We start from the raw sequence: 23,036 nt of genomic DNA, 5'->3' as shown, positions 1-23,036 counted from the left end.
CCCGATGGCTGATGATAAGGTTAACTATGAAATAATTTGTATGTTGTAACTATATGGTGAGCAGCTTGATATTCCTTTCTGACCCCGTACAAACATCATCATTAACCTGGTTCTCTCTCATTAAACCTGTCGGTTAATCCACTATCGAATCCCTCTGGAATTTGTACCAGTTAATATCTGAATCCACTCAGTGCCGTTCCACTAAACCTGGGTATTAAGGCATGCTGAAACGGTTTAACCCGTTTGATCACCTTAGGGATTAATTACGCACCTGACCTGCACAGTTCTTCTGGCCATTATCCGATCATGAATACATTGCAATGATATGGCGTTTTAATAAAAACGTTTGGGTTCTCTACCCGGAAAGCCCTGAGCCACGCCACGGTAATTAGTGTATATTTTAGCCATTTCAATCAGTGAGTTATCCGAAATTTAACAAGCTGTTAATTATAAGATGATAATGATTTTCGTTATGGTAATATCCTGTTAACCCTGCCCGATGCTCTTTTATCCGGGTCTTTTTGCGCGTTATCCTTAATTACGTGACCATTAAAACGCTGGCTGAAATGAGGTCTTTATGAATTCCATCGTATATATCGTTGATGACGACGCCGCGGTGACTTCTGCACTCACTAATCTCCTCATCGCCGACGATTACACGGTTATCTCTTTCTCTTCAGCTGATGATTTCCTGTCTCACGCGTTAACGCCCCATCCCTGTTGCCTGATTCTGGATATTAATCTGCCTGGCGCAGATGGGTTTGATGTCGCCCAGGCGTTGATCGATCGTGGCTATGCTATTCCCACGATTTTCCTGACCGGCTTCGGGACCATTCCGGTCACCGTGCGGGCGATGAAAACTGGCGCTTATGAGTTCCTGACTAAGCCCGTCGAACCTGAGCGTATTTTGCAGGCGGTCGCGGAAGCCTTAAAGATTGCAGAGCAGAATCTGGCCTCTTCTCAGGAACGGCGGGAAATTGTGCAGCGGCATCAGACCCTGACGCCGCGTGAATCCGAGGTGATGCTGCTGGCGATTAGCGGTCTGTTGAATAAACAGATTGCTGCAGAGATGGGCGTCAGTGAAATTACGGCTAAAGTCCACAAGCGACGGGTAATGGAAAAAATGAATGCGCGTTCGCTCACCGATCTGGTGCGGGCGGCAGAGCGGCTCAATATTGAACATAGCCGACGCCGCTGAAACCCGGCAGTCGACCTGTTCCTCTCGCTCAACCCAATGGCAGAGTAAACCAGAAACGGCTGCCACCTTCCGGCCGGTTTTCTGCGCCTAACTCACCAGAATGCTTTTTGATGATCCCTTTGCTGATCGTTAATCCCATGCCCATACCGCTTTTTTTGGTGGTATAGAATGACTCAAAAAGCCGTTCCCGCACGTCATCACTTAATCCGCAGCCGCTATCCAGCACCTCAAACCGCAGCGTATCTGGGGTGGGATTCTCTGACGTCAGGCGCAATAGTGCCGCGCGCGGCAGATCGTCGGACATAGCATCGATCGCATTGATCACCAGATTCAGCAGCACCTGCTGGATCTGAACGCGGTCGCAGAAAATCTCTGCTTTAGCAGCCCTGAATTTAAGTTCCAGCGAGACTCCCCGCCGTTCCAGCTCTACACGGGAAAGCGCCAGAATGTCACGGGCGATCTGATGGAGGTTTTCCAAAGCAAAGCTCGATTCATGATTACGGGTCAGCGCCTGCAGGCCGCGAATAATCTCCCCGGCACGTTTGCCCTCTTTAATAATCTCATCTAAACCGCTGCTGGCGTTTTCCAGCATCAGCGGCTCACGCTTCAACCAGCGCAGGCTGGCACCCGCATTGGCCACGATAGACATCAGCGGCTGGCTGATTTCGTGAGCGATGGAGGCTGTCAATTGCCCGACGGTCGTGGCGCGCGTAACACGCGCCAGGTCCGCCTGCGCCATGCGCGCACTGTCTTCCGCCATACGCTGCGAGGTGATATCTGAAATGGTGCCAAAGTACTCTTTCACCTCAGGGAAATTGTTTACCGGCTCCCCAATACCTTTGATATAGCGACATTCACCGTCTGACCTGATTACCCGAAACTCTGCCTGCATGCTGCGTCCCTGACTGACGCTGTGCGTCACCAGTTCGCTGATTGATTCATAATCATCAGGATGAACGCGGGTCAGGAAGTCTGCCATCGACAGTCCATGTTGTTCGGCTGGCAGCCCCAGTATCCGGGCATATTCTTCAGAGACTATCATCATGTCCTCGGCCACTTCCCAGCGCCAGGTGCCGGTATGACTGATTTTCTCGCCCAGCATCAGCGAAGTCTTGCTGGCACGCAGCTGTTTCTCAACCCGACGCCGATGGTTGTTCTCCTCCAGCAGTTCCGCATAGAGTCGCGCCGTCTCCAGGGAAACAGCCGCCTGCGCGCTCAGAGTTTTTACAATGTGGGAATGCTCAGCGGTGAACGCATCGGGCATCAGGCGATTTTCCAGATAGAGCACCCCGACCATGTTGGCCTGCCTGAACATCGGCACACAAAGCACCGCCGCGCCTGAAGCCACCAGATAGGGGTCCTGACTGAACGGACTGAATACCTCCGGTTTACTGGTGCGAATCTCCTGACCCGTGCGGATCACTGCTGACAGCACCGATAGCGGCAGGTCATTTGCGTCAGGCCGCTCTTTGACAATCTGAACCCGCACGCCATCAGCCGTGCTTTCTGCCCAGGCCTGTGTCTCTGGCAGGTTGCCATCCAGAATCCGGATGAGGCGACAGCGCTGGGCACCCGCCCGCTCCAGCAGCATCCGCATCAGGGTGTAAATCAACCGATCAAGATTGATCTCTTCCGTCAGAGCGCGCACGGCGGTCAGCACGCTTTCCAGATCGTAGAAAGCGGCATCCTGCGTAAACGGAATCGTCGCCAGCGCACTGTTTTGCACCGGTGCGGCCAGGTGCGGATAGTGCTGCTCCAGCTGGCGCACCATCGCCTGCGCTCCCCAGTTGTCCCAGCCTGTCATTGCTACTTTGATGTAGGCATCTGCCGCGGTATCGAGTTGCAAGGCTTTGCAGTAGCGGCCCGCCAGCTGATTGGCCAGCGCATGAATGTGCAGATATCCAGACTGCCGGGAAAGACGGATTGCATTTTCATACTGCTTCAGCGCCTCACCCGTGTCGCCCTCAAGCCGGGCGCACTCTGCCCTCAGCAAGGCATATTTGTCTGCAAATAAACCGGGGTTAAGCTCCGTCCAGCCAGCAAACTTGTCGAGATGAATGCGCAGCGCGCTGCTATCAGTGGTTTCAGACAGCTGACTCAGGGAGAGTGCAGTATAAAAATGCATATCCATCATATAGATATAAGCAGGCACCGCGCTGATCAATGGCTGGATTTCTTCCAGACAGCGCAGCGCATCACGATATTCACCGGCATAGTAATGGGCCATTCCCCGATACAGGCCCGCCCAGAACTGCACCATCGCCTTATGGCCGGAGATCGGACCTGGCTCACTGCCGGCCACCAGCGGCAAAGCCTGGTCGCGCTCGCCTGCTCTGAACCCACTGCTGTTACGCAGTTGCATCACCAGCTGCTTTTGCATCAGCAGCACGTTCTCAACGTCGGGATAACCCGTTTTACGCGTAAAGGCGAGTCCGCGCTCAAGTGAGGTCATCACGGACTCCAGGTGATCGCCGCGTGTCAGCGTGTTCATGATTTGATGACGCAACGAAAGACAGGCAAAAGAGCGATCGCCATACTTCACCGCGACGCGAAAACTTTCACGGGCACATTCAATGGCGACGTCCAGCGGCTGTGTCCAGATCCCCACCTGATCCAGCGGCAGCAGAGTACGAGCTTTATAACGGGTAAAGTCATACCGCTCCACCAGCTCGCGGGCCACCCGACCGCAGGCATAACTAAAATGCCAGGTCTGATACCGTTCTCCTGTCAGCACGCTGAACCAGGCCAGACCAAACGCAGAGGCACCGGTTATGCCGTGGTCCAGCGTCATCTGCAGCATCTGACAGACCAGGATTAAATGGAGCTTTGGGCAGTCATAGGCGGAGACAAATATGGTGCTGGCCATCAGGTTTAGCACCGACTCAACATCAGGATCGCTGTTAAGCGGCAGCCGGTTCAACGTATCCTGCGGTGAATCGCCGATTCGCGCCCGAATCGCCAGGCAGGCGGCGTCGATCTCCACGTCATCCGGATCCCTTTTGAGATGCACACCAAACACTGCCAGCCAGGCAAGCGCAGTTTCCAGCGCCAGATGGTTGTCAGACTGACGCATATGGATTTCAGCAGAAAGACAGGCTGCCTTTGATTTTTCACTGAGCGTGCCTGGCTCACGTAGCAGCCGGGTACAGAGCGTTTGCGCTGACGTGAGATTACCGTTAAGAAACTCGCACTCCGCTTCATCAAAGCCCAGCATAAAGTCATTACCGGTCACCATTCGCAGGCTGAGTCGCTGGGCGGTGCGCAGATAGCGCAGCGCTGAGAGGTAATCTCCGGCGCGTTTCGACGCCTGCGCGGCTCGCAGACAAAGAGGATAATAACGTTCACGATCTGTCACAGTCAGTGGCAGCTCAGCAATCATCCCAATGTGATAAACCGCGCGGAACAGCGTCTCACTGTTATCCCCGCTTGCGACCGCTGCGGATAGCCAGACCGCTGCCTGCTGATGAAGATGCTGTTGCTGCCGCAGGTCAGGCAATAATAACGCCGCGTTGTGCACGCGATCGTGCGTAAACGCGTAGTGCCCACCGGTCAGGGTGACAAAACGACCGCTGACAGCCGGTTCAAGTTGCTGCTGAATCAGCGTCACAGGCATCGCACTCAGCTGACCTAACAGCGAGAGCTCGCCACTGGCCCCCAAACAGGCCAGCGAACCCATGAGCTGCCGCGTGGTCTCTGGCATCCGTGCCAGCTGGCTTAACACCAGCGTGGCCACATTGTCGGTGTAACGACGCGCCATGAGCGCCTGACTGTCGTAATGCCATTTCGGCGGATTTTGACGAAAGTTAATCACCCCATCCTCTACCGCCTGCCGGAAGAACTCCTGCATCGAAAGGGGATTGCCACCGGTTTTCTCGAAAAGGATCTGCGCCAGCTCGCGATTACCGCCAGGACGGGTATGCAGCATTTGCGCCAGCCAGCGGCCGATGCGTTTCACACTCAACGGCTGCGGCGTCAGCGCCACTACCCGCGGTGCGGCGGCCCTGATGCGCAGCAGAAATCCGGCAATCATCGGACAGGGCATTGATTCACCCTCCCGAAAGGCGAGCACCAGCATAAAGGGCAAATGCTCATTTCGGGTTATCAGGTTTTCCAGCAGTTGCAGCGTGGCAGGGTCTGCCCAATGTACGTCATCAATCAGCATAACCAGCGGACGGCCCGGCGTGGCGAAAGCCTGAACAAGCGAAGAGGCCATCTGCGTGAACTGCTCGCGGGCGTCCAGTGCATGGCGCGCTACTGGCTGTAAATTCCCAATATTGAGCAGCTGTTTTAATTCAGGCACCAGCTCAATGGCTAAATCGACATAGCCGCCCAGCAGACGCAGCAACCGGCCCCGCCATTTTCTGACCTCTGGCGCTGACAACCCCAGCAGATAAAGCGTGACCGTGCGAAACGCGGAGGCCACAGCGGCAAAGGGTGCGGTCGGCGAATGTTGATCGGCCTTGCTGGCGGCCAGTAAAATCTGTCGGTGCTGCAGGGTTTTCAGGGCGCTCGCGATAATCGCGGACTTACCCGAACCAGGCACACCGCTGAGCATCACCAGGCTCTGTGTTCCAGTGCGGATGACCGTATCCAGCGTCGTCAGCAATACGCGAGCCTGCGGATGCTGACTGAACAGAGTCTCAGGCCGGAAACTGGTGTTAAAACGCTCCTGCAGTCCGGGCGTAAACGGCTCAATGGTGTTTTCACCTGTCAATGTGGCCTGACAGCGGCGAAGGTCGGCCATCAGCCCCTGCACGCTCTGATAACCGTCAGCGGGTGACTTTGCCAGCAGGCGCAGCAGAATCACCGAGAGCATCGGCGGCACATCGTCTCTGACCTGTTCAGCTGGCCGGGGCGCGCTGGCGATGTGATGATGAATCCACTCTGCTTCACCTGCGTCAGGTGAGCCAAAGGGTAGCTTGCCGGTCAGATACTCATATAACACCACGCCCAGACTGTAGAGATCGCTGAGGCTACTGACCGGATGTGGCGTGCGACCGGTGTGCTCAGGGGACATATAGGCCAGCGTGCCGCCTGAGGCACGCAGGCTGTTTTTCTCAGCCGACTGCGCCGCCAGGGAGGCGAGTCCAAACCCGCCCAGCCGGAACCGGCCATCGTCAGTAATAAAAAAATGGCCTGGCTTGATATCCCCGTGCACGATGCCCTGATGATGTGCCTGACCCAGCGTGTAGCAAAGCTGCAATGCCACCTGCAGGAAATCGGCGATTTTTTCGGGAGGCGTAGCAAGATTGTTAGCCAGGGTGCGAAATGGGAAGGTGGGATAAATCAGCGCATAACGATCAAGATAACGGGTCGTGCCGGTGGCGGTGATGGCCCAGCGTGGTGACAGATACGCAGCCAGAGCACGCTCATTTTTGAGCCGCTGGGTGGCCTGAAAAGTGACGTCGTCACTTTTACCCGTGGCGATGATCAGTGACTCACCCGACTGGCGGCGCGCCAGCATCCAGAGAAGACATCCCTCCTGTGCCAGCGGCATCAGGATGTCAAAATTTTCAATCGCGATCCCTGCGTCATCACTCTCCAGGGAAGTAACTGAAAGAAGGCTCATCAGCGCACATCTCCCTGAGATAACTCGCATCGGATCAGTGTCAGCAGCGTATCAACATCAATGGGCTTTCGCAAAAAAGTCATGGCCCCGAGCCCAATGGCATACCACAGCGTGGTTTCTTCCACATCTGCCGAGATAAAAATTACCGGCGGCAGATCAGCCCGCGCCTTGAGAAGGGTAAAAAGCTCAAACCCGGACATGCCCTTAAGGCCAACATCAATAATAAGCATACCCGCCTCAACCAGCGCATCGTCATCGGCCAGTAATGCCTCACCGGATTCAAATGATCGGGTTACGTAGCCGTCCGAATGCAACAGATTGCTCAGTCCACTGCGGACCGCGCGTTCATCATCGACGATGACAATACGCTGGGGAAACGTCATGCAGGTATCCTCTGGAACGCCTCACCGCGTGGCATGCGAGGACTTAAGGCGTGTTATCACCCTCGGGTGGCGGTGTCCCACTGATTTTTGGCATGCATTCATGGCGGAACCACTTCAGCGTCACCGGCTGTCGCCTGAACAGACGTTTAGCCAGCGGTATTAACTGTTCACCTACCAGCATGCCAAACAGCCCTGCCAAAGCAATGACGGGCGGCGCCGGAGAGTTGACGTTGATCAGGGCATAGATTACCCCGGCGAGCAGGCCCACCGCGAGAGAAATAACGCAGGATTTCAACATGTTCAGCTTATCCGCAATAAGGATGAAACAGGATGAACATCAGGCTGAAGCAAGGCAATTGCAGGCTTTTGTGCGGGAGATACCGCATGCACCAGCGCCCCACCCAACAGCATCCCCAGCAGACCCAGCAGCGCAATCGCGGGCGGTGCCGGTGACCGCACCTTTAGCAGGCCATATAGCAGGCCAATAAGCACCCCGGCAGCCAGGGAAACAAGTAGAGGATTCATGACCAGCTCCTGTTATGCCACTCAGCTGATCGGCGATTTTCCGCCGATCAGCTGGATGCCTTAGCGTATCGGTGCGTGAACCGGCGCCAGGGTACGGTGTTCACTTTTCTGACGTGATGGTGCTTTATGCACCATGGTGTAGGCGTAATCGACACCAATGCCGTAAGCACCTGAATGTTCTTTGGCGATGTTCATCACCGCATCATAAGTGTCACGATTGGCCCAGTCACGTTGCCATTCCAGCATCACCTGCTGCCAGGTTACCGGCACCACACCCGCCTGAATCATGCGCTGCATCGCGTAGTCGTGTGCCTCTTTAGTCGTGCCGCCAGACGCGTCTGCCACCATGTAGATTTCGTAGCCGCCTTCCAGCATCGCGCAGAGCGCAAAACTGTTGTTGCACACTTCGGTCCAGAGGCCAGAAACCACGACTTTTTTCTTCCCGTTTGCGGCCAGCGCATCACGCACTTTCTGATCATCCCAGGAGTTCATTGAGCTGCGTTCCAGAATATCCAGCCCTGGAAACACATCCAGTAACTCCGGATAGGTGTGACCCGAGAAGCTTTCGGTTTCTACCGTGGTGATGATGGTGGGGATACTGAAGACTTTCGCCGCCTTCGCCAGCGCAACGGTGTTGTTTTTCAGCACCTGGCGATCGATGGATTGCACCCCAAAGGCCATCTGCGGCTGCTGGTCAATGAAGATGATCTGGCTGTTATGTGGCGTGAGGACTTCAAGCTTAGCGTTGGACATGCGTTCACCCATAGAGGTTATGTAACGAAATTTCCGCCAACCGGCGTGTGCAAAATGACGGTCAGTGCAGGTTTATCGCCCTGCTGCTGGCTGTCTGGTCGCAGTGTAGAGCGACCTGCAACAGCAAACTATTATCTCTGCGTATAACTATACGAAGGTATAGGTATCCCTCTGTATAACTAGACGCCCCGTTAGCCTGCTCACCATAATCCGGCTTATTCGTGCCCTGTTATCTGCGGCACTTCCTGTCCCGCACTAAGCCGGACACCCCCGATGAGGAGCATCTATGGTTACGCTCGGTAAAGCAGAACTGATACTGACCCATGGCAAATTTCATACCGTTGACCGCAGTAATCCAGTGGCAGAAGCGGTTGCGATTCGCGATGGCAAGTTCGTGGCGGTCGGCACGCTGGCAGAGGCGATGGAATTTCACTGCGACGGCACCAAAGTGGTCGATCTTAAGGGCCGCACGGCCGTGCCCGGCCTGAACGATTCACACCTGCATCTGATTCGCGGGGGGCTGAATTACAACCTTGAACTGCGCTGGGAAGGCGTGCCATCGGTTGCGGATGCGCTGCGGATGCTGAAAGAGCAGGCGCTGCGTACCCCTTCGCCGCAGTGGGTTCGCGTAGTGGGAGGCTGGACTGAATTCCAGTTTGCCGAGCGCCGGATGCCGACGCTGGATGAGATCAACGAAGCAGCACCGGACACGCCGGTTTTCGTGCTGCACCTCTATGACCGCGCCCTGCTCAATCGCGCCGCTCTGAAAGTGGTGGGCTACACCAAAGAGACGCCAAACCCGCCGGGTGGCGAAATCCAGCGCGACAGCAACGGCAATCCCACCGGTCTGCTGATCGCCCGCCCTAATGCAATGATCCTCTACGCCACGCTGGCGAAAGGACCGAAACTGCCGCTGGAACAGCAGGTCAACTCCACCCGCCAGTTTATGCGTGAGCTGAACCGTCTGGGTCTGACCAGCGCCATTGATGCGGGCGGCGGCTTCCAGAACTATCCCGAAGATTACGAAGTGATTGCTGAGCTGCATCAGAAAAAGCAGATGACGCTGCGTATCGCCTACAACCTTTTCACGCAGCGTCCGGGCCATGAGCTGGAAGATTTTGAAAAGTGGACGGACATGCTGACGCCAGGTCAGGGCAGCGACTATTTCCGTCACAACGGCGCAGGGGAAATGCTGGTCTTCTCGGCAGCTGACTTCGAAGATTTCCTGGAGCCTCGTCCGGATTTAGCCCCTGGCATGGAAGACGAGCTGGAGCGCGTGGTGCGTCATCTGGTTGAGCATCGCTGGCCTTTCCGTCTGCATGCGACCTATGACGAGTCGATCAGCCGGATGCTGGATGTGTTCGAAAAAGTGAATCGTGATATTCCGTTCAATGGCCTGCACTGGTTCTTTGACCATGCGGAAACCATTACTCAGCGTAATATCGATCGCATTAAAGAGTTGGGCGGTGGCATTGCCGTGCAGCATCGCATGGCGTTCCAGGGTGAATACTTTGCTGAGCGCTACGGCATAGAAGCCACCCGCCATACCCCGCCGGTTCAGAAAATGCTGGAGACCGGCGTGCCGGTCGGGCTGGGCACCGATGCGACTCGCGTTGCCAGCTACAACCCCTGGACCGCGCTCTACTGGCTGGTTTCTGGCCGCACCGTGGGCGGCATGCAGATGTATGATGTCAGTGCCCGCCTTGATCGTGAAACGGCGCTGATGCTCTGGACGCAGGGCAGCGCCTGGTTCTCCAGCGAGCAAGGCAAAAAAGGCCAGCTTAAGATTGGACAACTGGCGGACCTGGCGGTGCTGAGTAAAGACTTTTTCAGCGTCCCGGAAGAGGAGATCAAAGGCATTGAGTCAGTGCTGACCGTGGTGGATGGCAATATCGTCTATGCCGCCGGATCGTTCAGCGCAGATGCGCCGCCTGCGATTCCGATCCTGCCGGAGTGGTCACCGGTGGTAAATGTGCCGGGTCACTATCGCAGTGCTCCGCCGGTTGCGCAGAGCCGTGCAGGCATGATGCCCGCCGTCCACCACTGCAGCGGCCCGTGCGGTGTTCATCGCCACTCGCATGAGATCGCCCGTGGATCCAGCGTACCCGTTGCCGAAGATAACGCCTTCTGGGGCGCGCTCGGCTGCAGCTGCTTCGCGTTTTAATCATGAACTATGCTATCGCTCTTTCGCCCCGCATCAACGCGGGGCTGTTCTTCCTGCGCCTGACCGGCAGCCTGCTGTTGTTACAGGCACATGGGCTGCCGAAAATTCTGCATTTCAGCGAAGAACTGACGCGCATCGAAGATCCCTTCGGGCTGGGACCGATGATGAGCCTGCTGCCCGCTATCGTGGCGGAAGTCATCTGCCCGATTTTCATTATTATCGGCTGGGGAAGCCGGATTGCCTGCCTGCCGATTATCGCGGTACTGCTGGTTGCAATGCTGGTAGTCCACCCTGGCTGGTCACTGGCGGAAGGCCAGTTCGGCTGGCTGCTGCTGATTATCTTTACCACGCTGGCGCTGACCGGGCCAGGTGGCTGGCGCATCGGCGCAGCGAAACCTAAGGGGAGGCGTTATGGCACAGGTTAATGATATTCATCAGGTTGAGCAGGAACAGCCTGATGTGCGGCCCACTAATGAGGTTTCGCCGTTACAGCCACTGCGTCAGCCGGTGTTCCGTATGTTATGGATCGCCACTGTGGTTTCAAATATCGGATCATGGATGAATGATGTCGGCGTGAACTGGACCATGCTGACGCTGAGTGCCGATCCTCTGGCCGTGGCGCTGGTGCAGGCAGCCAGCAGCCTGCCGATGTTTCTCTTTGCACTGCCCTCCGGGGTGATGGCGGACATCGTTGACCGCCGTAAATATTTGCTGTTTTCCCAACTGTGGACGTTTACCGCCGCCGCCGGGCTGACCGTACTGGCCTGGACCGGTCATGTGACACCCGGCGTGCTGCTGGGCGCTGCCTTTTTGCTGAGCGCGGGTGCCGCCATGAGTTCGCCGCCGTTCCAGGCGATCGTGCCGGATCTGGTGACCAAACCGGAGCTCGGGCCTGCCATTGCTCTTAACTCCCTGGGCATTAATATCAGTCGCGCTATCGGACCGGCACTGGGTGGCCTGATCCTGTCGTTCGCCGGCCCCTGGATGGTCTTCCTGCTTAATGCACTATCGGTGCTGGGTGTCACCTGGGTGCTCTGGCGCTGGAAAGCGGAGCCAAGCGTCCAGCGTCTTCCGCCCGAACACTTCTACCCGGCGGTACGGGCCGGTCTTCGCTACGTTCATGCGGCACCGGTCTTGCGTAACGTACTGGTGCGAACCTTCTCGTTTTTCCTGTTTGGCAGCGCGGGCTGGGCATTGCTGCCGCTGGTGGCACGTCGTGAACTGGGCCTCGGCCCTGGCGGCTACGGCATCATGCTGGCCTGCATCGGTGTCGGCGCGATTACCGGCGCTGTGCTGCTGCCGCGTTTGCGTCGTCACTTAAGCTCCGATCGCCTGATGGTGCTCGCCAGTCTTCTCTTCGCCATGACCATGCTGGCGCTGGCCTTTGTGCGGCACTTCTGGCTACTCAATGCCTTTGAGTTCTTCACCGGCTTTGCCTGGATCGCGGTGCTGTCGACGCTGAATCTTGGCGCACAGCGGAGCGCCGCGAAATGGGTGAAAGCGCGTGCGCTGGCGGTCTATCTGACAGTGTTCTTTGGATCGATGACCGCAGGCAGCGCCCTCTGGGGACAGCTCGCCTCGCACTTCGGCATTCCGCTGTCGCTCTGCGTCGCCGCGCTGGGGATGGTGCTCGCCAGCAGCACCGTCTGGCGCTGGCGTCTCGATCAGGATCCCGATCTCAATCTCGATATGGTTGGCGATGGCGTTAATGCGCCTGCACTGGATATCCGTCATGAACGAGGGCCAGTGATGGTAAATTACGAATACCGGATTACTATTGATGATGCACATGCCTTTACCGTCTGCATGCAGGATATGCGGCGGGTCAGACGTCGTGGTGGCGCCATCAACTGGTCACTTTATGAAGATATCCTGCAGCCCGGTATTTTCGTCGAGACGTTTGTGGTCGGCTCCTGGGTCGAGCATCTGCGTCAGAAAGAGCGCTACACCATCAACGACAAAAAGATAGAGCGGCGGGTTTTCGCTTTTCATCAGGGTGAAAATCTCCCCGAGGTTCGCTATCTGGTGGCGCCAGTGTGACTGGCTACACCTTCTCATCATTCATCACGTCATACAGAGGGCAATACCATGAGCACCTTTAAAACGACCGACGGTACACAGATCTACTTTAAAGACTGGGGAACCGGTAAGCCTGTTTTGTTCAGCCACGGCTGGCCGCTGGATGCCGACATGTGGGACAGCCAGATGAACTTTCTGGCCGACCATGGCTATCGGGTGATTGCATTTGACCGCCGTGGCTTTGGCCGCTCAGATCAGCCCTGGAACGGCAATAACTACGATACCTTTGCGTCGGACATCAACGACCTGATCACCCATCTTGACCTGCAGAACGTGACGCTGGTGGGCTTCTCTATGGGTGGCGGTGACGTCACGCGTTATATCGGCAGCTATGGCAGCGATCGCGTCGGGGCACTGGTGCTGCTCGGTGCCGTTACACCTATCTTTGGCAAAACGGCAGACTATCCGCAGGGTGTCGATATGTCGGTGTTCGAAGGCATTCGTGATGGCCTGCTCAAGGATCGCGCGCAGTTTATCAAAGAGTTCGCGACGCCGTTCTACGGCACTAATGCCGGACAGACCGTCTCCGATGGTGTCATGACGCAGACGCTGAACATCGCGCTGCTGGCCTCACTCAAAAGTACCGTGGATTGCGTGACCGCCTTCGCGGAGACCGATTTCCGTGCCGACGTGGCGAAAGTGAATGTGCCGACACTGGTCATTCATGGCAGCAACGACCAGGTCGTGCCGTTTGAAACCACCGGCAAGGTTGCGGCGGAGATGATTGAGGGTGCTGAACTCAGGATTTACGACAACGCGCCACATGGTTTCGCCGTGACGCATCAGGATCAGCTGAATCAGGATCTGCTGGCGTTCCTTAACGCGCAGTGATGCAAAAAACTGCGCGGCTTTCACCGCGCAGTTTTCGTTTTATCGGGTTGGATGATTCACTTCATTCGGACGCAGGTCGAATAACAGCACCTCTGCGCCTTCACCATGACTGAACGACAGCGTTTTCTCGTCGCGAACCCGCGCACCATCTCCGGCATTAAACTGCAGCCCATTGACTCTGACACTGCCACGCGCCACATGAATATAGGCGTAGCGATCGTCCGGGAGTGTAATAGTCTGCTGCTCATCGCCCTGGAACAGTCCTGCATAGATGCGAATATCCTGGCGTACCCGTAATGCCCCATTTTCACCGTCCGGCGAAATAATCAGCCGCAGATTACCGCGCTTATCTGCTTCGCTGACGGAGATCTGCTGATAACCTGGCGGAGTGTTTTTCTCTGCGGGTACCACCCAGATTTGCAGGAAATGCACACCCTCGGTGCCGGAGTGGTTGAACTCGCTGTGGGTCACACCGCTACCGGCACTCATCAGTTGCACATCGCCAGGGACAATCACCGAACCGGTTCCCATTGAGTCTTTGTGCTCAAGCGCCCCTTCCAGCACATAAGAGATAATCTCCATGTTGCTGTGCGGATGGGCGCCAAAACCCCGTCCTTTGGCAACCCGGTCATCATTAATCACCAGCAGATCGGAGAAGCCCGCCTGTTTCGGATCCCAGTAGTTTGCAAAAGAGAAGGTGTGACGTGAATTCAGCCAGCCGTGATCGCCCACACCGCGTTGCTCTGACAATCTTTGCTCAATCATATTCTGCCCCTTCGTTGATTCGGGAAGTGCGAATGCCCTTCGATGGAAACAGCATATAAGTAAACCTGAGTGCCACACAATGACCTGATCTGGCAATCACTGTCTCATTTAGGTGGACAATATGAGCGACAATATCCCGATGAAGGGTATGCGGGTGAGGCGTTCAGCTGCTGGCTCGCACCACCAGCTCACCCTGCATAATCACAGATTGCGGCGGCGCGTCGGGCCAGGCAATTTTCTGCAACACCAGCTCACAGGCGCGACGACCAATCTCCTTTGAGGGCTGAGCCAGTGTGGTCAGCGGCGGTGAGACCATGCTGGCCAGTTCGCTGCCGTCAAACCCCACCACGGCGAAATCCTGAGGGATCCGCAGTCCCGCCTGCTGAATCGCCGCCATCGCACCGGCGGCCAGCGTATCGCAAACCGCAAACACCGCATCAGGCCGGCTTTCAGCAGCCAGCAGTTGATTCATTGCTGCTTTACCGGCACTGAAACTCAGTGCACTGGCATACGCGATGGCCTGCCAGCTCAGTTGCTGTTCATCAAGCTCTGTGGTGTAGCCCTGCTGACGCAGGCGGGCATAACGGTAGCTCAGGTCGTGATTGATCAGCGCGATGCGCTTTCGTCCCTGCCTGGCAAGATAGTGCACCACGGACTGCGCAGCGGCTTCATCATCAATGCCGACGCAGGAGATCTGGCCGTTATCATCATGTTCGGCGCACTGAACCCAGGGTGCCGAACCTATCAGCTGACTCAGTTCCGGCAGTTTGCTGAAGGCATCCATGGTGATGATGCCATCCACCATCTTGCCGGAGAGCAGTTGCAGACTGGACCGTGAACGGGCGATGTCCGCGCCCGAGTTACATAACAGGATGCGATAGCCGTTTTTCTCCGCCTGCTCCTCAATGCCTTTGACAACCTCAGCGCAAAACGGGTTGGAGATATCTGAAACCAGCACAAGGATCATTGAACTGCGCGCTGTACGCAACTGACGTGCCAGCAGATTGGGCTGATAGTTGCTCTCTTCAATTGCCGCGAGGACTTTCTGGCGATTAGCCGGTTTCACGCTGTCGCTGTTATTCAGCACTCTTGAAACGGTAGCGACCGAGACGCCCGCCATCCGGGCGATTCTCTGTATAGACATAGCGCTCCTTCTGTTTGAATCCGTGCAGATCGCCCACATAACACAGCCGCTGAATCTGCAAAATGGCCTCAGGTGTCACGATCCAGGCCCAACTGATGGCGTACTGATGGGCCGTTCTCTGCCAGAGCAAAATCATCAAAAGCGCGATCAGACACCGGAATGATATGCCGGCGGATAAACTCCGCGCCTTCACGCGCACCCGTCTCGCTATCCTTCAGGCAACACTCCCACTCCAGTACTGCCCATCCGTCATAGCCATACTGCGCCAGCTTGCTGAAGATACGGCTGAAGTCGATCTGACCATCGCCAGGCGATCGAAACCGTCCTGCGCGGGCCAGCCAGGGCTGATAGCCGCCGTAAACGCCGCTGCGCCCGTTAAGCTGATACTCAGCATCCTTGACGTGAAAGGCTTTGATGCGCGAATGATAAAGGTCGATGAATTGCAGATAATCGATGTGTTGCAGCAGGAGATGGCTGGGATCGAACAGGATATTGCAGCGCGGGTGGTGATTAACCTCCGCCAGAAAACGCTCAAACGTGACACCGTCATGCAGGTCTTCGCCGGGATGAATTTCATAACAGAGGTCAATGCCGTGATGGTCAAACAGATCCAGCACCGGCAGCCAGCGGCGCGCCAGCTCAGCAAACGCCTCATCAAACAGCGCGTCATGCTGCGGTGGCCACGGGTAAAACCAGGGCCAGGCGAGCGAACCAGAAAATGTGGCATGCGCACGCAGGCCGAGCTTCTCTGAGGCAGCCGCAGCCCTCTTCAGTGTGGCAATAGCCCACTCAGTGCGCCGGGCCGGATCGCCACGTAATGCCGCCGGGGCAAAATTATCAAATGCCAGGTCGTAAGCCGGATTAACCGCTACCAGTTGACCTTCAAGATGGGTAGAAAGCTCGCTGATCTCCAGTCCGAAACCGGCCAGCACCCCTCGCACCTCGTCACAGTACGTCTGACTCTCCGCCGCCTTTTTAAGATCGAAAATAGCAGGCTGATGACAGGGGATCTGCAGTGCCTGATATCCCAGCCCGGCGGCCCACTTCCCCAGCCCTTCCAGCGAGTTAAACGGCGGCTGCGGGGTGATGAACTGTGCCAGGAAGATGCCCGGCCCCTTAATTGTTCTCATCATTAACTCCTGTGTCCTGCTATCGCCTAATCACGGTATTTGAACGAGAAGAAGAAGATAATCGCAATCAGCGCTGCAGCAATCGCGGGGATCCACCAGAATAACGCCCAGCTCTGGGCTGTGGCATTGCCCGCCACCAGATGGTTGTACAGAGAACCGGAGATTTGGGATCCCAGCAGCATGCCAATGCCGTAGGTGAACATCACCACCATGCTCTGCGCCTGACCTTTCACCTTTTCACCGGCAATCCGATCGGTGTAGATAAATCCCACCACGAAGAAAAAGTCGTAACAGACACCATGCAACAGGATGCCGAGGTAGATCAGCGTGCGCGTCTCATCGCTCATGCCCAGCGCGAACAGGGCGTAGCGAACAAACCACGCCATCATCCCAATCAGCAGCATGGTTTTGACGCCGAGGCGACGAAACAGCAGTGGGATGATCAGCATGAACAGAATTTCAGACATCTGTCCCAGTGACATCAGCGTGCTGACGTCCCGGATACCGGCATCCGCCAGCCACGAGGCGGTGAAGGCGTAATAGGTGCCCAGCGGAATGGAAATCAGCGTGGCGCACAGAGCAAAGACCATGAAATGACGCTGTCGCAGCAGTGCGAAGGCGTCCGCACAGAAGAGATCGCGGACTTTCAACGGCAAACCTTTGGCTGGTGCCGGCGTATGCGGCAGCGTCAGGCTGTAAATCGCCAGCACTATCGAGCAGAGCGCCGCCAGCTGAAACACCGCCACGCTGTCAGCAATGCCGGTCACGCCGATAAAGATCCCCGCCACGATCCAGCCGATGGTGCCGAAGACTCTGACGATGGGGAAACTCCGCTCACTGCTGGCGAGGCTGTGAAAGGCGATGTTATTTGAGAGTGCCAGCGTCGGCATAAAGCAGAGCGTATAGCCAAATAACAGTGCGATTAGCAGCGCGCCGTTCTCCGCAATCAGCGCCTGTGGCACAAACCAGAGGATGGCTGCGCTCGCCAGGTTCATCACGGCCATGACTTTTTGCGAAGGGAAAAAGCGATCCACCAGCATGCCGAGCACAAACGGCGAGAGAATTGAGGCGATAGGTCCGGCTGAAAACGCATCACCAATCAGCAACGGCATATTGTGTCGGGTCATCACCAGCCCCAGCGTGACCGACCAGCTGCCCCAGATAAAAAACTGCATAAACATCATGAGAGAGAGTCGCGGCACCAGCAGCTTATGCTGCACCCGCTGGCCTGCGCGCGCCTGCACCGTTGCAATCATGGGAACCTCGTGAATAAGTAATCGATTACTTTTTGATGGTGTGAAAGTAATCGATTACCGTAACAGGTTCTCCTGCCCCGATCACAAATTATTCACCCTGCGTTATCATCCGGGTATCAACGATGCCAGACGACGGTGTCGGGAGGTCAACCGGTGGCATCAACCACCCGTGCTTTCCGGAAGCGATATCGCTCATACAACACCGAATAGAGACCGCCGATCACCACCAGAATTGCACCGATAACGGTGGTGGAAGTCGGCAGATTACCCAAAAGCAGATAGCCCACCGCCACCGACCAGATCAACGTCGTGTAATCAAACGGCGCCAGCAGTGAGGCTTCGGCGTACCGCAGGCTCAGAGTCATCAGGATCTGCGTGATACCGCCCAGCAGTCCACATCCCACCAGTAATGCCAGCTGGTTACCCTGAGGGACTTTCCAGCCGCCCGGAAGCGTAACCAGCGACGTTAGCGCCGTGGTGACAGCAAACCAGAATGCGATAGCACCGGGCTTCTCTTTCCCGTTAAGAAACCGAATCTGAACCAGCGCACAGGCAGTACATAAGGCTGCCATTAACGCCAGCAGAATGCCCACTGAGGATGAGAGCGAGAATGTGGCCTGACTCGTCAGGGTGAGATGCCCGGAGAACATGACCAGGATGCCGCTAAAACCGGTAAAAACCGCCACCCAGCGATGGTGCCGGACTTTTTCACGCAGAAACAATGCCGCCAGTAGCACGGTAAAAAGTGGCGCAGCATAGTTAATTGCGGTGGCATCGGTCAGGGAAATGTAGAGCAGCGACAGATAACTGAAATAGAGGCCGCCGGTTCCGGCCAGTCCTCGCACAAAATGTCCGCGAATATTCCGGGTGCGAATGCCATCCAGGATGCTGCCCTGAAAACTCAGCCAGATTAACAGTGGGACCAATGCCAGCACCGAACGGAAAAATATCACTTCACCGACCGGGATTGCGCCATCCAGTCCTTTAACACAAGCCAGCATCAGCGTTGAACTTAACGCAGCTGTGATCTTCATCGCTATGCCAGCGGAAGCGTTCATAGGGTTTTTGATCTCATCATGGGGAAAATTAGCAGGAGAATCAGCACTCTCACACACCATACTGGCACAATGCGATGCTGTGATCTGCCGTGATTGCGTTACAGACGGCATTTTATATTTTTTTGCCGCCGCGTCACGGCATGAACTGGCATGTGGATCAGCGTCCCTGCTGTTACACTCAGCCTTCTGCCCTGCTCTATGGGCCGCTTCTCTAAGGAACAGGAGTCTCCGATGTCCACGCTGCGTTTACTGCTATCTGAATCTAACGACCCCTGGTTTAATCTGGCGGTAGAAGAGTGCATTTTCCGGCAGATGCCCGCCACCCAGCGAGTACTATTTTTGTGGCGTAATGCGGAAACGGTGGTAATCGGGCGGGCGCAAAATCCGTGGAAAGAGTGCAACACGCGACGTATGGAAGAAGATGGTATCCGGCTGGCGCGTCGCAGCAGCGGCGGTGGCGCGGTATTTCACGACCTCGGCAACTGCTGTTTTACCTTCATGGCTGGCAAGCCGGAGTATGATAAAAGCGTCTCGACCGCCATTATCCTGCGTGCACTTAACGCGCTGGATGTCCCGGCGGAAGCGTCCGGACGTAACGATTTAGTGGTCAACACCGCTGAGGGACTGCGTAAAATCTCCGGTTCCGCCTACCGCGAAACACCGGACCGCGGTTTTCATCACGGCACTATCCTGATGGATGCCGATCTAAGCAGGCTGGCGGACTACCTTAATCCTGATGTGAAAAAATTGCAGGCCAAAGGGATTACGTCGGTCCGCGCAAGGGTAACCAATCTGGCAGAATTAGCACCGGGTATCAGCTATCAGGCGATCTGCTCAGCAGTGACTGACGCCTTTTTCGATCATTACGGAGAACGTTGTGAACCAGAGATGATTTCGCCTGAAGCCTTGCCCGACCTGCCGGGTTTCACAGAACAGTTCGCGCGGCAGAGTAGCTGGGCGTGGAATTTCGGTCAGGCACCTGACTTCTCGCATCTGCTTGACCAGCGTTTTGCCTGGGGCGGTGTGGAAATCCACTTCGATGTTGAACGTGGCGTGATCACTCGTTGTCAGATTTTCAGCGACAGTCTCAATCCTGCGCCGCTTGAAGCACTGGCGCAACGGATGCAAAACGTCACTTACCGCCCAGACGCCCTTGAACCGGTACTGAGTCAGCTGGTTGCGGATTTCCCGTTGCAACAGGCAGAGCTGACAGAATTGCAGCACTGGCTGGTCGCCAGCCTACGCTGAACAGTTGTTTTCATTTGCCCGTTTAGAAATCTGTCGCGGGCCATCTTCTCCTTAACAGCATTCCGTAAAAGACAAACGCAAAAAACCCGCACAAGGCGGGTTTTTATTAATTATCAATTTCAGGCTTATCTGCTCAGGCTGTTGCCGTCATCGCTATTGTAAGCGTTATTGATAACTAAGGCTTACATAGGGACTACGTTTGCCGCTGAAGGACCTTTAGCGCCGTTTTCAATCGTGAATTCGACCTGCTGGCCTTCGTCCAGAGTTTTATAATCGTTGCTCTGGATTGCAGAGAAATGTACGAATACATCTTTGCTGCCATCCTGAGGAGAGATAAAACCGAAACCTTTACCAGCGTCAAACCATTTTACTAAACCAGTCATTTTATTAGACATCGATATTTCCTTAATTTATGAGCCACTACGTGGCGAAGATGGCCTGTCTTTCAGAAGGTAACTTACCAGGCTTTTAGGAGGAGACTCACAAAGAAGGGGTATCTTGAGATATCGCTTGCACTGAGGACTGCTTTACTAAAACTGCTTTGATAAGGTCTGTGTTCCAAACCGATGACGCTATTAAGCCACGCTTTACCTATTTTAGCAAACATTGTTTTAATTTATTTTTAACATCCAGACGTCCGGAGCCCTTATAGTGTTCGGTCTCATTTGATCCTGTCCGTTATTATTGCTTTCATTAACTGCTTATTTAACGCACAACAAATGAAGCAGCATAAAAAATAAACATTTATTGATTAAGCCGTAATAAAACGCAAAAAACCCGCACAAGGCGGGTTTTATTAATTATCAATTTCAGGCTTATCTGCTCAGGCTGTTGCCGTCGTAGCGATTATAAGCATCATTGATAATCAGGGCTTACATAGGGACTACGTTTGCCGCTGAAGGACCTTTAGCGCCGTTTTCAATTGTGAATTCGACCTGCTGGCCTTCGTCCAGAGTTTTATAATCGTTGCTCTGGATTGCAGAGAAATGTACGAATACATCTTTGCTGCCGTCCTGAGGAGAGATAAAACCGAAACCTTTACCAGCGTCAAACCATTTTACTAAACCAGTCATTTTATTAGACATCGATATTTCCTTAATTTATGAGCCACTACGTGGCGAAGATGGCCTGTCTTTCAGAAGGTAACTTACCAGGCTTTTAGGAGGAGACTCACAAAGAAGGGGTATCTTGAGATATCGCTTACACTGAGGACTGCTTTACTAAAACTGCTTTGATAAGGTCTGTGTTCCAAACCGATGACGCTATTAAGCCAGACCTTATCGACTATAGCAAACATTATTTTAATTTACTTTTAACATCCAGACGTCCGGACCGCCTTTATTGATTTTCTTAGCCTTTTGAAATTTTCAGTCAGGCAGAATGATAATCTTCATTGAACGATCAGAGTAAAAGGCCTTGCTGACAATCAATGTTGAAAAATGATACGAGTAATAGTGTGAATAACGCGCAGCGATAAAATGTATCGCTGCGCCCTCTTCTCTTTATATCAGGCCAGTTGTGTCTGCTGACGGGCAGCATGTCTCGCTGTCATGACAAACACCATAAGACCGGCAACACCCAGCGCAACGCCCACCCAGGCGGTAGAGATCCAGCCGTAGCCAAGCGACACCGTCAGACCACCGAGATACGCGCCCATGGCATTAGCAATGTTTAGCGCCGAGTGGTTCATTGCGGCAGCCAGGGTTTGCGAGTCATTGGCGACATCCATCAGGCGAATCTGCAGCGACGGCAGCAACACCGAACAGGTGCCGATCAGGAAGGTCGCCAGCAGTCCGGTCGCCACATGCTGAACCAGCACCGGGAAGGCCAGCATTACCAGCACGTTCCATAACAGCGTCCAGCCAATAATATTCAGTACCGAACCATCCGCCAGACGGCCGCCGACCAGATTACCGATGATCATCCCCAGACCGAATGCCACCATCGCCCAGGGTATTAACGAGGGTGAGATGCCGGCAATATTAATTAGTGTCGGTGCGATATAACTAAAGATCGCGAACATTCCGCCAAAGCCTACCGCGCCCACCAGCAGGGTCAGCAGCACCTGTGGGTTTTTCAGCGCGCCCAGTTCCCTAAGCGGATGCGCATCTGCATCGCCTGCGACATAAGGAACATAACGACCAATCAGCAGGCAGGTCAGCAGACCAATCGCGCCCACAAAGGTGAACACCACATGCCAGCTGAAAAGTTGTCCTATCCAGGAGCCCAGCGGCACGCCGATCAGGGTCGCTACCGTCAGCCCCAGCATCAGGGACGCCAGCGCGCGGCCACGTCGCTCAATGGGTACCAGCGATGCCGCCACCAGCGAAGCCACACCGAAGTAGGCGCCGTGCGGCAAGCCTGTGAGGAAACGCGCAACAAGCAGACCGTGATAGCTATCAGCCATCGCGCTGGCGACATTACCGATGCTGAACAGCGCCATCAGGATCAGCAGCAGTGATTTACGCGCCATCCGCGCCGCCAGTACCGCAATAAACGGTGCACCTACCACCACGCCCAGCGCGTAACTGGCAATGGCGTTACCTGCCTGCGGCTCAGTGATTGCCAGAGAGCGTGAAACATCCGGCAGCAGGCCCATCATGATGAACTCACCCGTCCCGATGCCAAAGCCGCCCAGCGCAAGGGCCAGTAATGCCCAGCGGACAAAACCGGCATCGTCGGTTTTATGATTTTTTCTTAACAAAATTGATTCCCAATGGCCTGAACTGAAAAAAACGGAAGTGAGCCGGAGGGAGAAAGCAGAACATGTTCCCGTCCGGATAGAGCGGTCAGACTATAAAAAGGAAGAACGTGCTTAGCAACCCATTTTGTGATCTGGATCACTAAAAGCATTCAGTGGCGTGCAATGCCTGCTTTGCAGATTGGAACCAGACCGCCGGGAACACGTTCATGATTCGAAGGTCATTCAGGCC

General features: G+C 55.2%; 19 protein-coding genes. 6 read left to right on the top strand and 13 right to left on the bottom strand.

The window, feature by feature from the left end; translation table 11 throughout:
* Positions 1 to 577 precede the first annotated feature (577 nt).
* Entirely contained in the window at positions 578 to 1,198 is a 621-nt protein-coding gene (locus tag EE896_RS20835; protein ID WP_140915713.1) for a response regulator transcription factor, read from the top strand.
* Between the two features lie 28 nt (positions 1,199 to 1,226).
* Here the strand turns inward: EE896_RS20835 and EE896_RS20830 are convergent, their stop codons facing one another.
* From EE896_RS20830 to EE896_RS20810, 5 genes are read right to left on the bottom strand one after another with little or no spacing between them, the layout of a single operon-like run.
* Positions 1,227 to 6,767, bottom strand: a complete 5,541-nt coding sequence (locus tag EE896_RS20830; RefSeq protein ID WP_140915714.1) for a trifunctional serine/threonine-protein kinase/ATP-binding protein/sensor histidine kinase — start codon at positions 6,765 to 6,767, stop codon at positions 1,227 to 1,229.
* Positions 6,767 to 7,150, bottom strand: coding sequence for a response regulator transcription factor (locus EE896_RS20825; protein WP_003855179.1), 384 nt, complete (start codon positions 7,148 to 7,150; stop codon positions 6,767 to 6,769). Before EE896_RS20825 ends, EE896_RS20830 begins: the two co-directional genes overlap by 1 nt.
* 43 nt (positions 7,151 to 7,193) lie before the next feature.
* Positions 7,194 to 7,448, bottom strand: coding sequence for a XapX domain-containing protein (locus EE896_RS20820; protein WP_008924690.1), 255 nt, complete (start codon positions 7,446 to 7,448; stop codon positions 7,194 to 7,196).
* Between the two features lie 2 nt (positions 7,449 to 7,450).
* Positions 7,451 to 7,675: a DUF1427 family protein gene (locus EE896_RS20815; RefSeq protein WP_008924691.1), complete on the bottom strand. Its 225-nt coding sequence runs from the start codon at positions 7,673 to 7,675 to the stop codon at positions 7,451 to 7,453.
* A 60-nt stretch (positions 7,676 to 7,735) separates the two neighbouring features.
* Entirely contained in the window at positions 7,736 to 8,428 is a 693-nt protein-coding gene (locus EE896_RS20810; RefSeq protein ID WP_033742913.1) for a hydrolase, read from the bottom strand.
* Positions 8,429 to 8,714: 286 nt separating this feature from the next.
* Here EE896_RS20810 and EE896_RS20805 point away from each other — a divergent pair, with 286 nt between their 5' ends.
* The 4 genes from EE896_RS20805 to EE896_RS20790 are packed head-to-tail and all read left to right on the top strand — an operon-like array spanning position 8,715 to position 13,502.
* Positions 8,715 to 10,592, top strand: coding sequence for an amidohydrolase (locus EE896_RS20805; RefSeq protein ID WP_140915715.1), 1,878 nt, complete (start codon positions 8,715 to 8,717; stop codon positions 10,590 to 10,592).
* Positions 10,593 to 10,594: 2 nt separating this feature from the next.
* Entirely contained in the window at positions 10,595 to 11,017 is a 423-nt protein-coding gene (locus EE896_RS20800; protein WP_003855187.1) for a DoxX family protein, read from the top strand.
* Complete coding sequence (locus EE896_RS20795; RefSeq protein WP_140915716.1) at positions 11,004 to 12,632, top strand: MFS transporter; 1,629 nt, start codon at positions 11,004 to 11,006, stop codon at positions 12,630 to 12,632. The genes EE896_RS20800 and EE896_RS20795 overlap by 14 nt, the downstream gene beginning before the upstream one ends.
* A gap of 48 nt (positions 12,633 to 12,680) precedes the next feature.
* On the top strand, positions 12,681 to 13,502 hold the full coding sequence (locus EE896_RS20790; protein ID WP_003855192.1) for an alpha/beta fold hydrolase: 822 nt from the start codon (positions 12,681 to 12,683) through the stop codon (positions 13,500 to 13,502).
* Between the two features lie 39 nt (positions 13,503 to 13,541).
* On the opposite strand, the gene EE896_RS20785 is transcribed toward EE896_RS20790, so the two are convergent.
* From EE896_RS20785 to EE896_RS20765, 5 genes are all read right to left on the bottom strand, one after another.
* Entirely contained in the window at positions 13,542 to 14,267 is a 726-nt protein-coding gene (locus EE896_RS20785; protein WP_003855194.1) for a pirin family protein, read from the bottom strand.
* Positions 14,268 to 14,430: 163 nt separating this feature from the next.
* Positions 14,431 to 15,411, bottom strand: coding sequence for a LacI family DNA-binding transcriptional regulator (locus EE896_RS20780; protein WP_110411978.1), 981 nt, complete (start codon positions 15,409 to 15,411; stop codon positions 14,431 to 14,433).
* A 68-nt stretch (positions 15,412 to 15,479) separates the two neighbouring features.
* Positions 15,480 to 16,541 (bottom strand): sugar phosphate isomerase/epimerase family protein, encoded by a 1,062-nt coding sequence (locus tag EE896_RS20775; RefSeq protein WP_003855197.1) that lies wholly within the window; start codon positions 16,539 to 16,541, stop codon positions 15,480 to 15,482.
* Positions 16,542 to 16,567: 26 nt separating this feature from the next.
* Positions 16,568 to 17,797 (bottom strand): MFS transporter, encoded by a 1,230-nt coding sequence (locus tag EE896_RS20770; protein WP_140915717.1) that lies wholly within the window; start codon positions 17,795 to 17,797, stop codon positions 16,568 to 16,570.
* A 146-nt stretch (positions 17,798 to 17,943) separates the two neighbouring features.
* On the bottom strand, positions 17,944 to 18,855 hold the full coding sequence (locus tag EE896_RS20765; protein WP_008924697.1) for a DMT family transporter: 912 nt from the start codon (positions 18,853 to 18,855) through the stop codon (positions 17,944 to 17,946).
* 231 nt (positions 18,856 to 19,086) lie between these two features.
* On the opposite strand from EE896_RS20765, the gene EE896_RS20760 reads away from it, so the two are divergent.
* Entirely contained in the window at positions 19,087 to 20,103 is a 1,017-nt protein-coding gene (locus EE896_RS20760; RefSeq protein ID WP_003855204.1) for a lipoate--protein ligase, read from the top strand.
* 182 nt (positions 20,104 to 20,285) lie between these two features.
* Here the strand turns inward: EE896_RS20760 and cspE (EE896_RS20755) are convergent, their stop codons facing one another.
* The 3 genes from cspE (EE896_RS20755) to EE896_RS20745 all read right to left on the bottom strand — a co-directional run bounded on the left by cspE (EE896_RS20755) (position 20,286) and on the right by EE896_RS20745 (position 22,807).
* Positions 20,286 to 20,498: a transcription antiterminator/RNA stability regulator CspE gene (cspE, locus tag EE896_RS20755; protein ID WP_003855207.1), complete on the bottom strand. Its 213-nt coding sequence runs from the start codon at positions 20,496 to 20,498 to the stop codon at positions 20,286 to 20,288.
* A gap of 477 nt (positions 20,499 to 20,975) precedes the next feature.
* The gene (gene cspE, locus EE896_RS20750; RefSeq protein ID WP_003855207.1) at positions 20,976 to 21,188 is read right to left on the bottom strand and encodes a transcription antiterminator/RNA stability regulator CspE; all 213 of its coding nucleotides are present in this window, start codon (positions 21,186 to 21,188) and stop codon (positions 20,976 to 20,978) included.
* Positions 21,189 to 21,610: 422 nt separating this feature from the next.
* Positions 21,611 to 22,807 carry an MFS transporter gene (locus EE896_RS20745; RefSeq protein WP_003851447.1) on the bottom strand — a complete coding sequence of 399 codons (1,197 nt, stop codon included), beginning with the start codon at positions 22,805 to 22,807 and terminating at the stop codon, positions 21,611 to 21,613.
* Positions 22,808 to 23,036: the final 229 nt, after the last annotated feature.

It is taken from the genome of Pantoea eucalypti (assembly GCF_009646115.1).
GTDB classification, from domain to species: domain Bacteria; phylum Pseudomonadota; class Gammaproteobacteria; order Enterobacterales; family Enterobacteriaceae; genus Pantoea; species Pantoea eucalypti.
The sequence above is the reverse complement of the archived record's forward strand: the minus strand, read 5'-3'. Positions and strand labels throughout refer to the sequence as shown.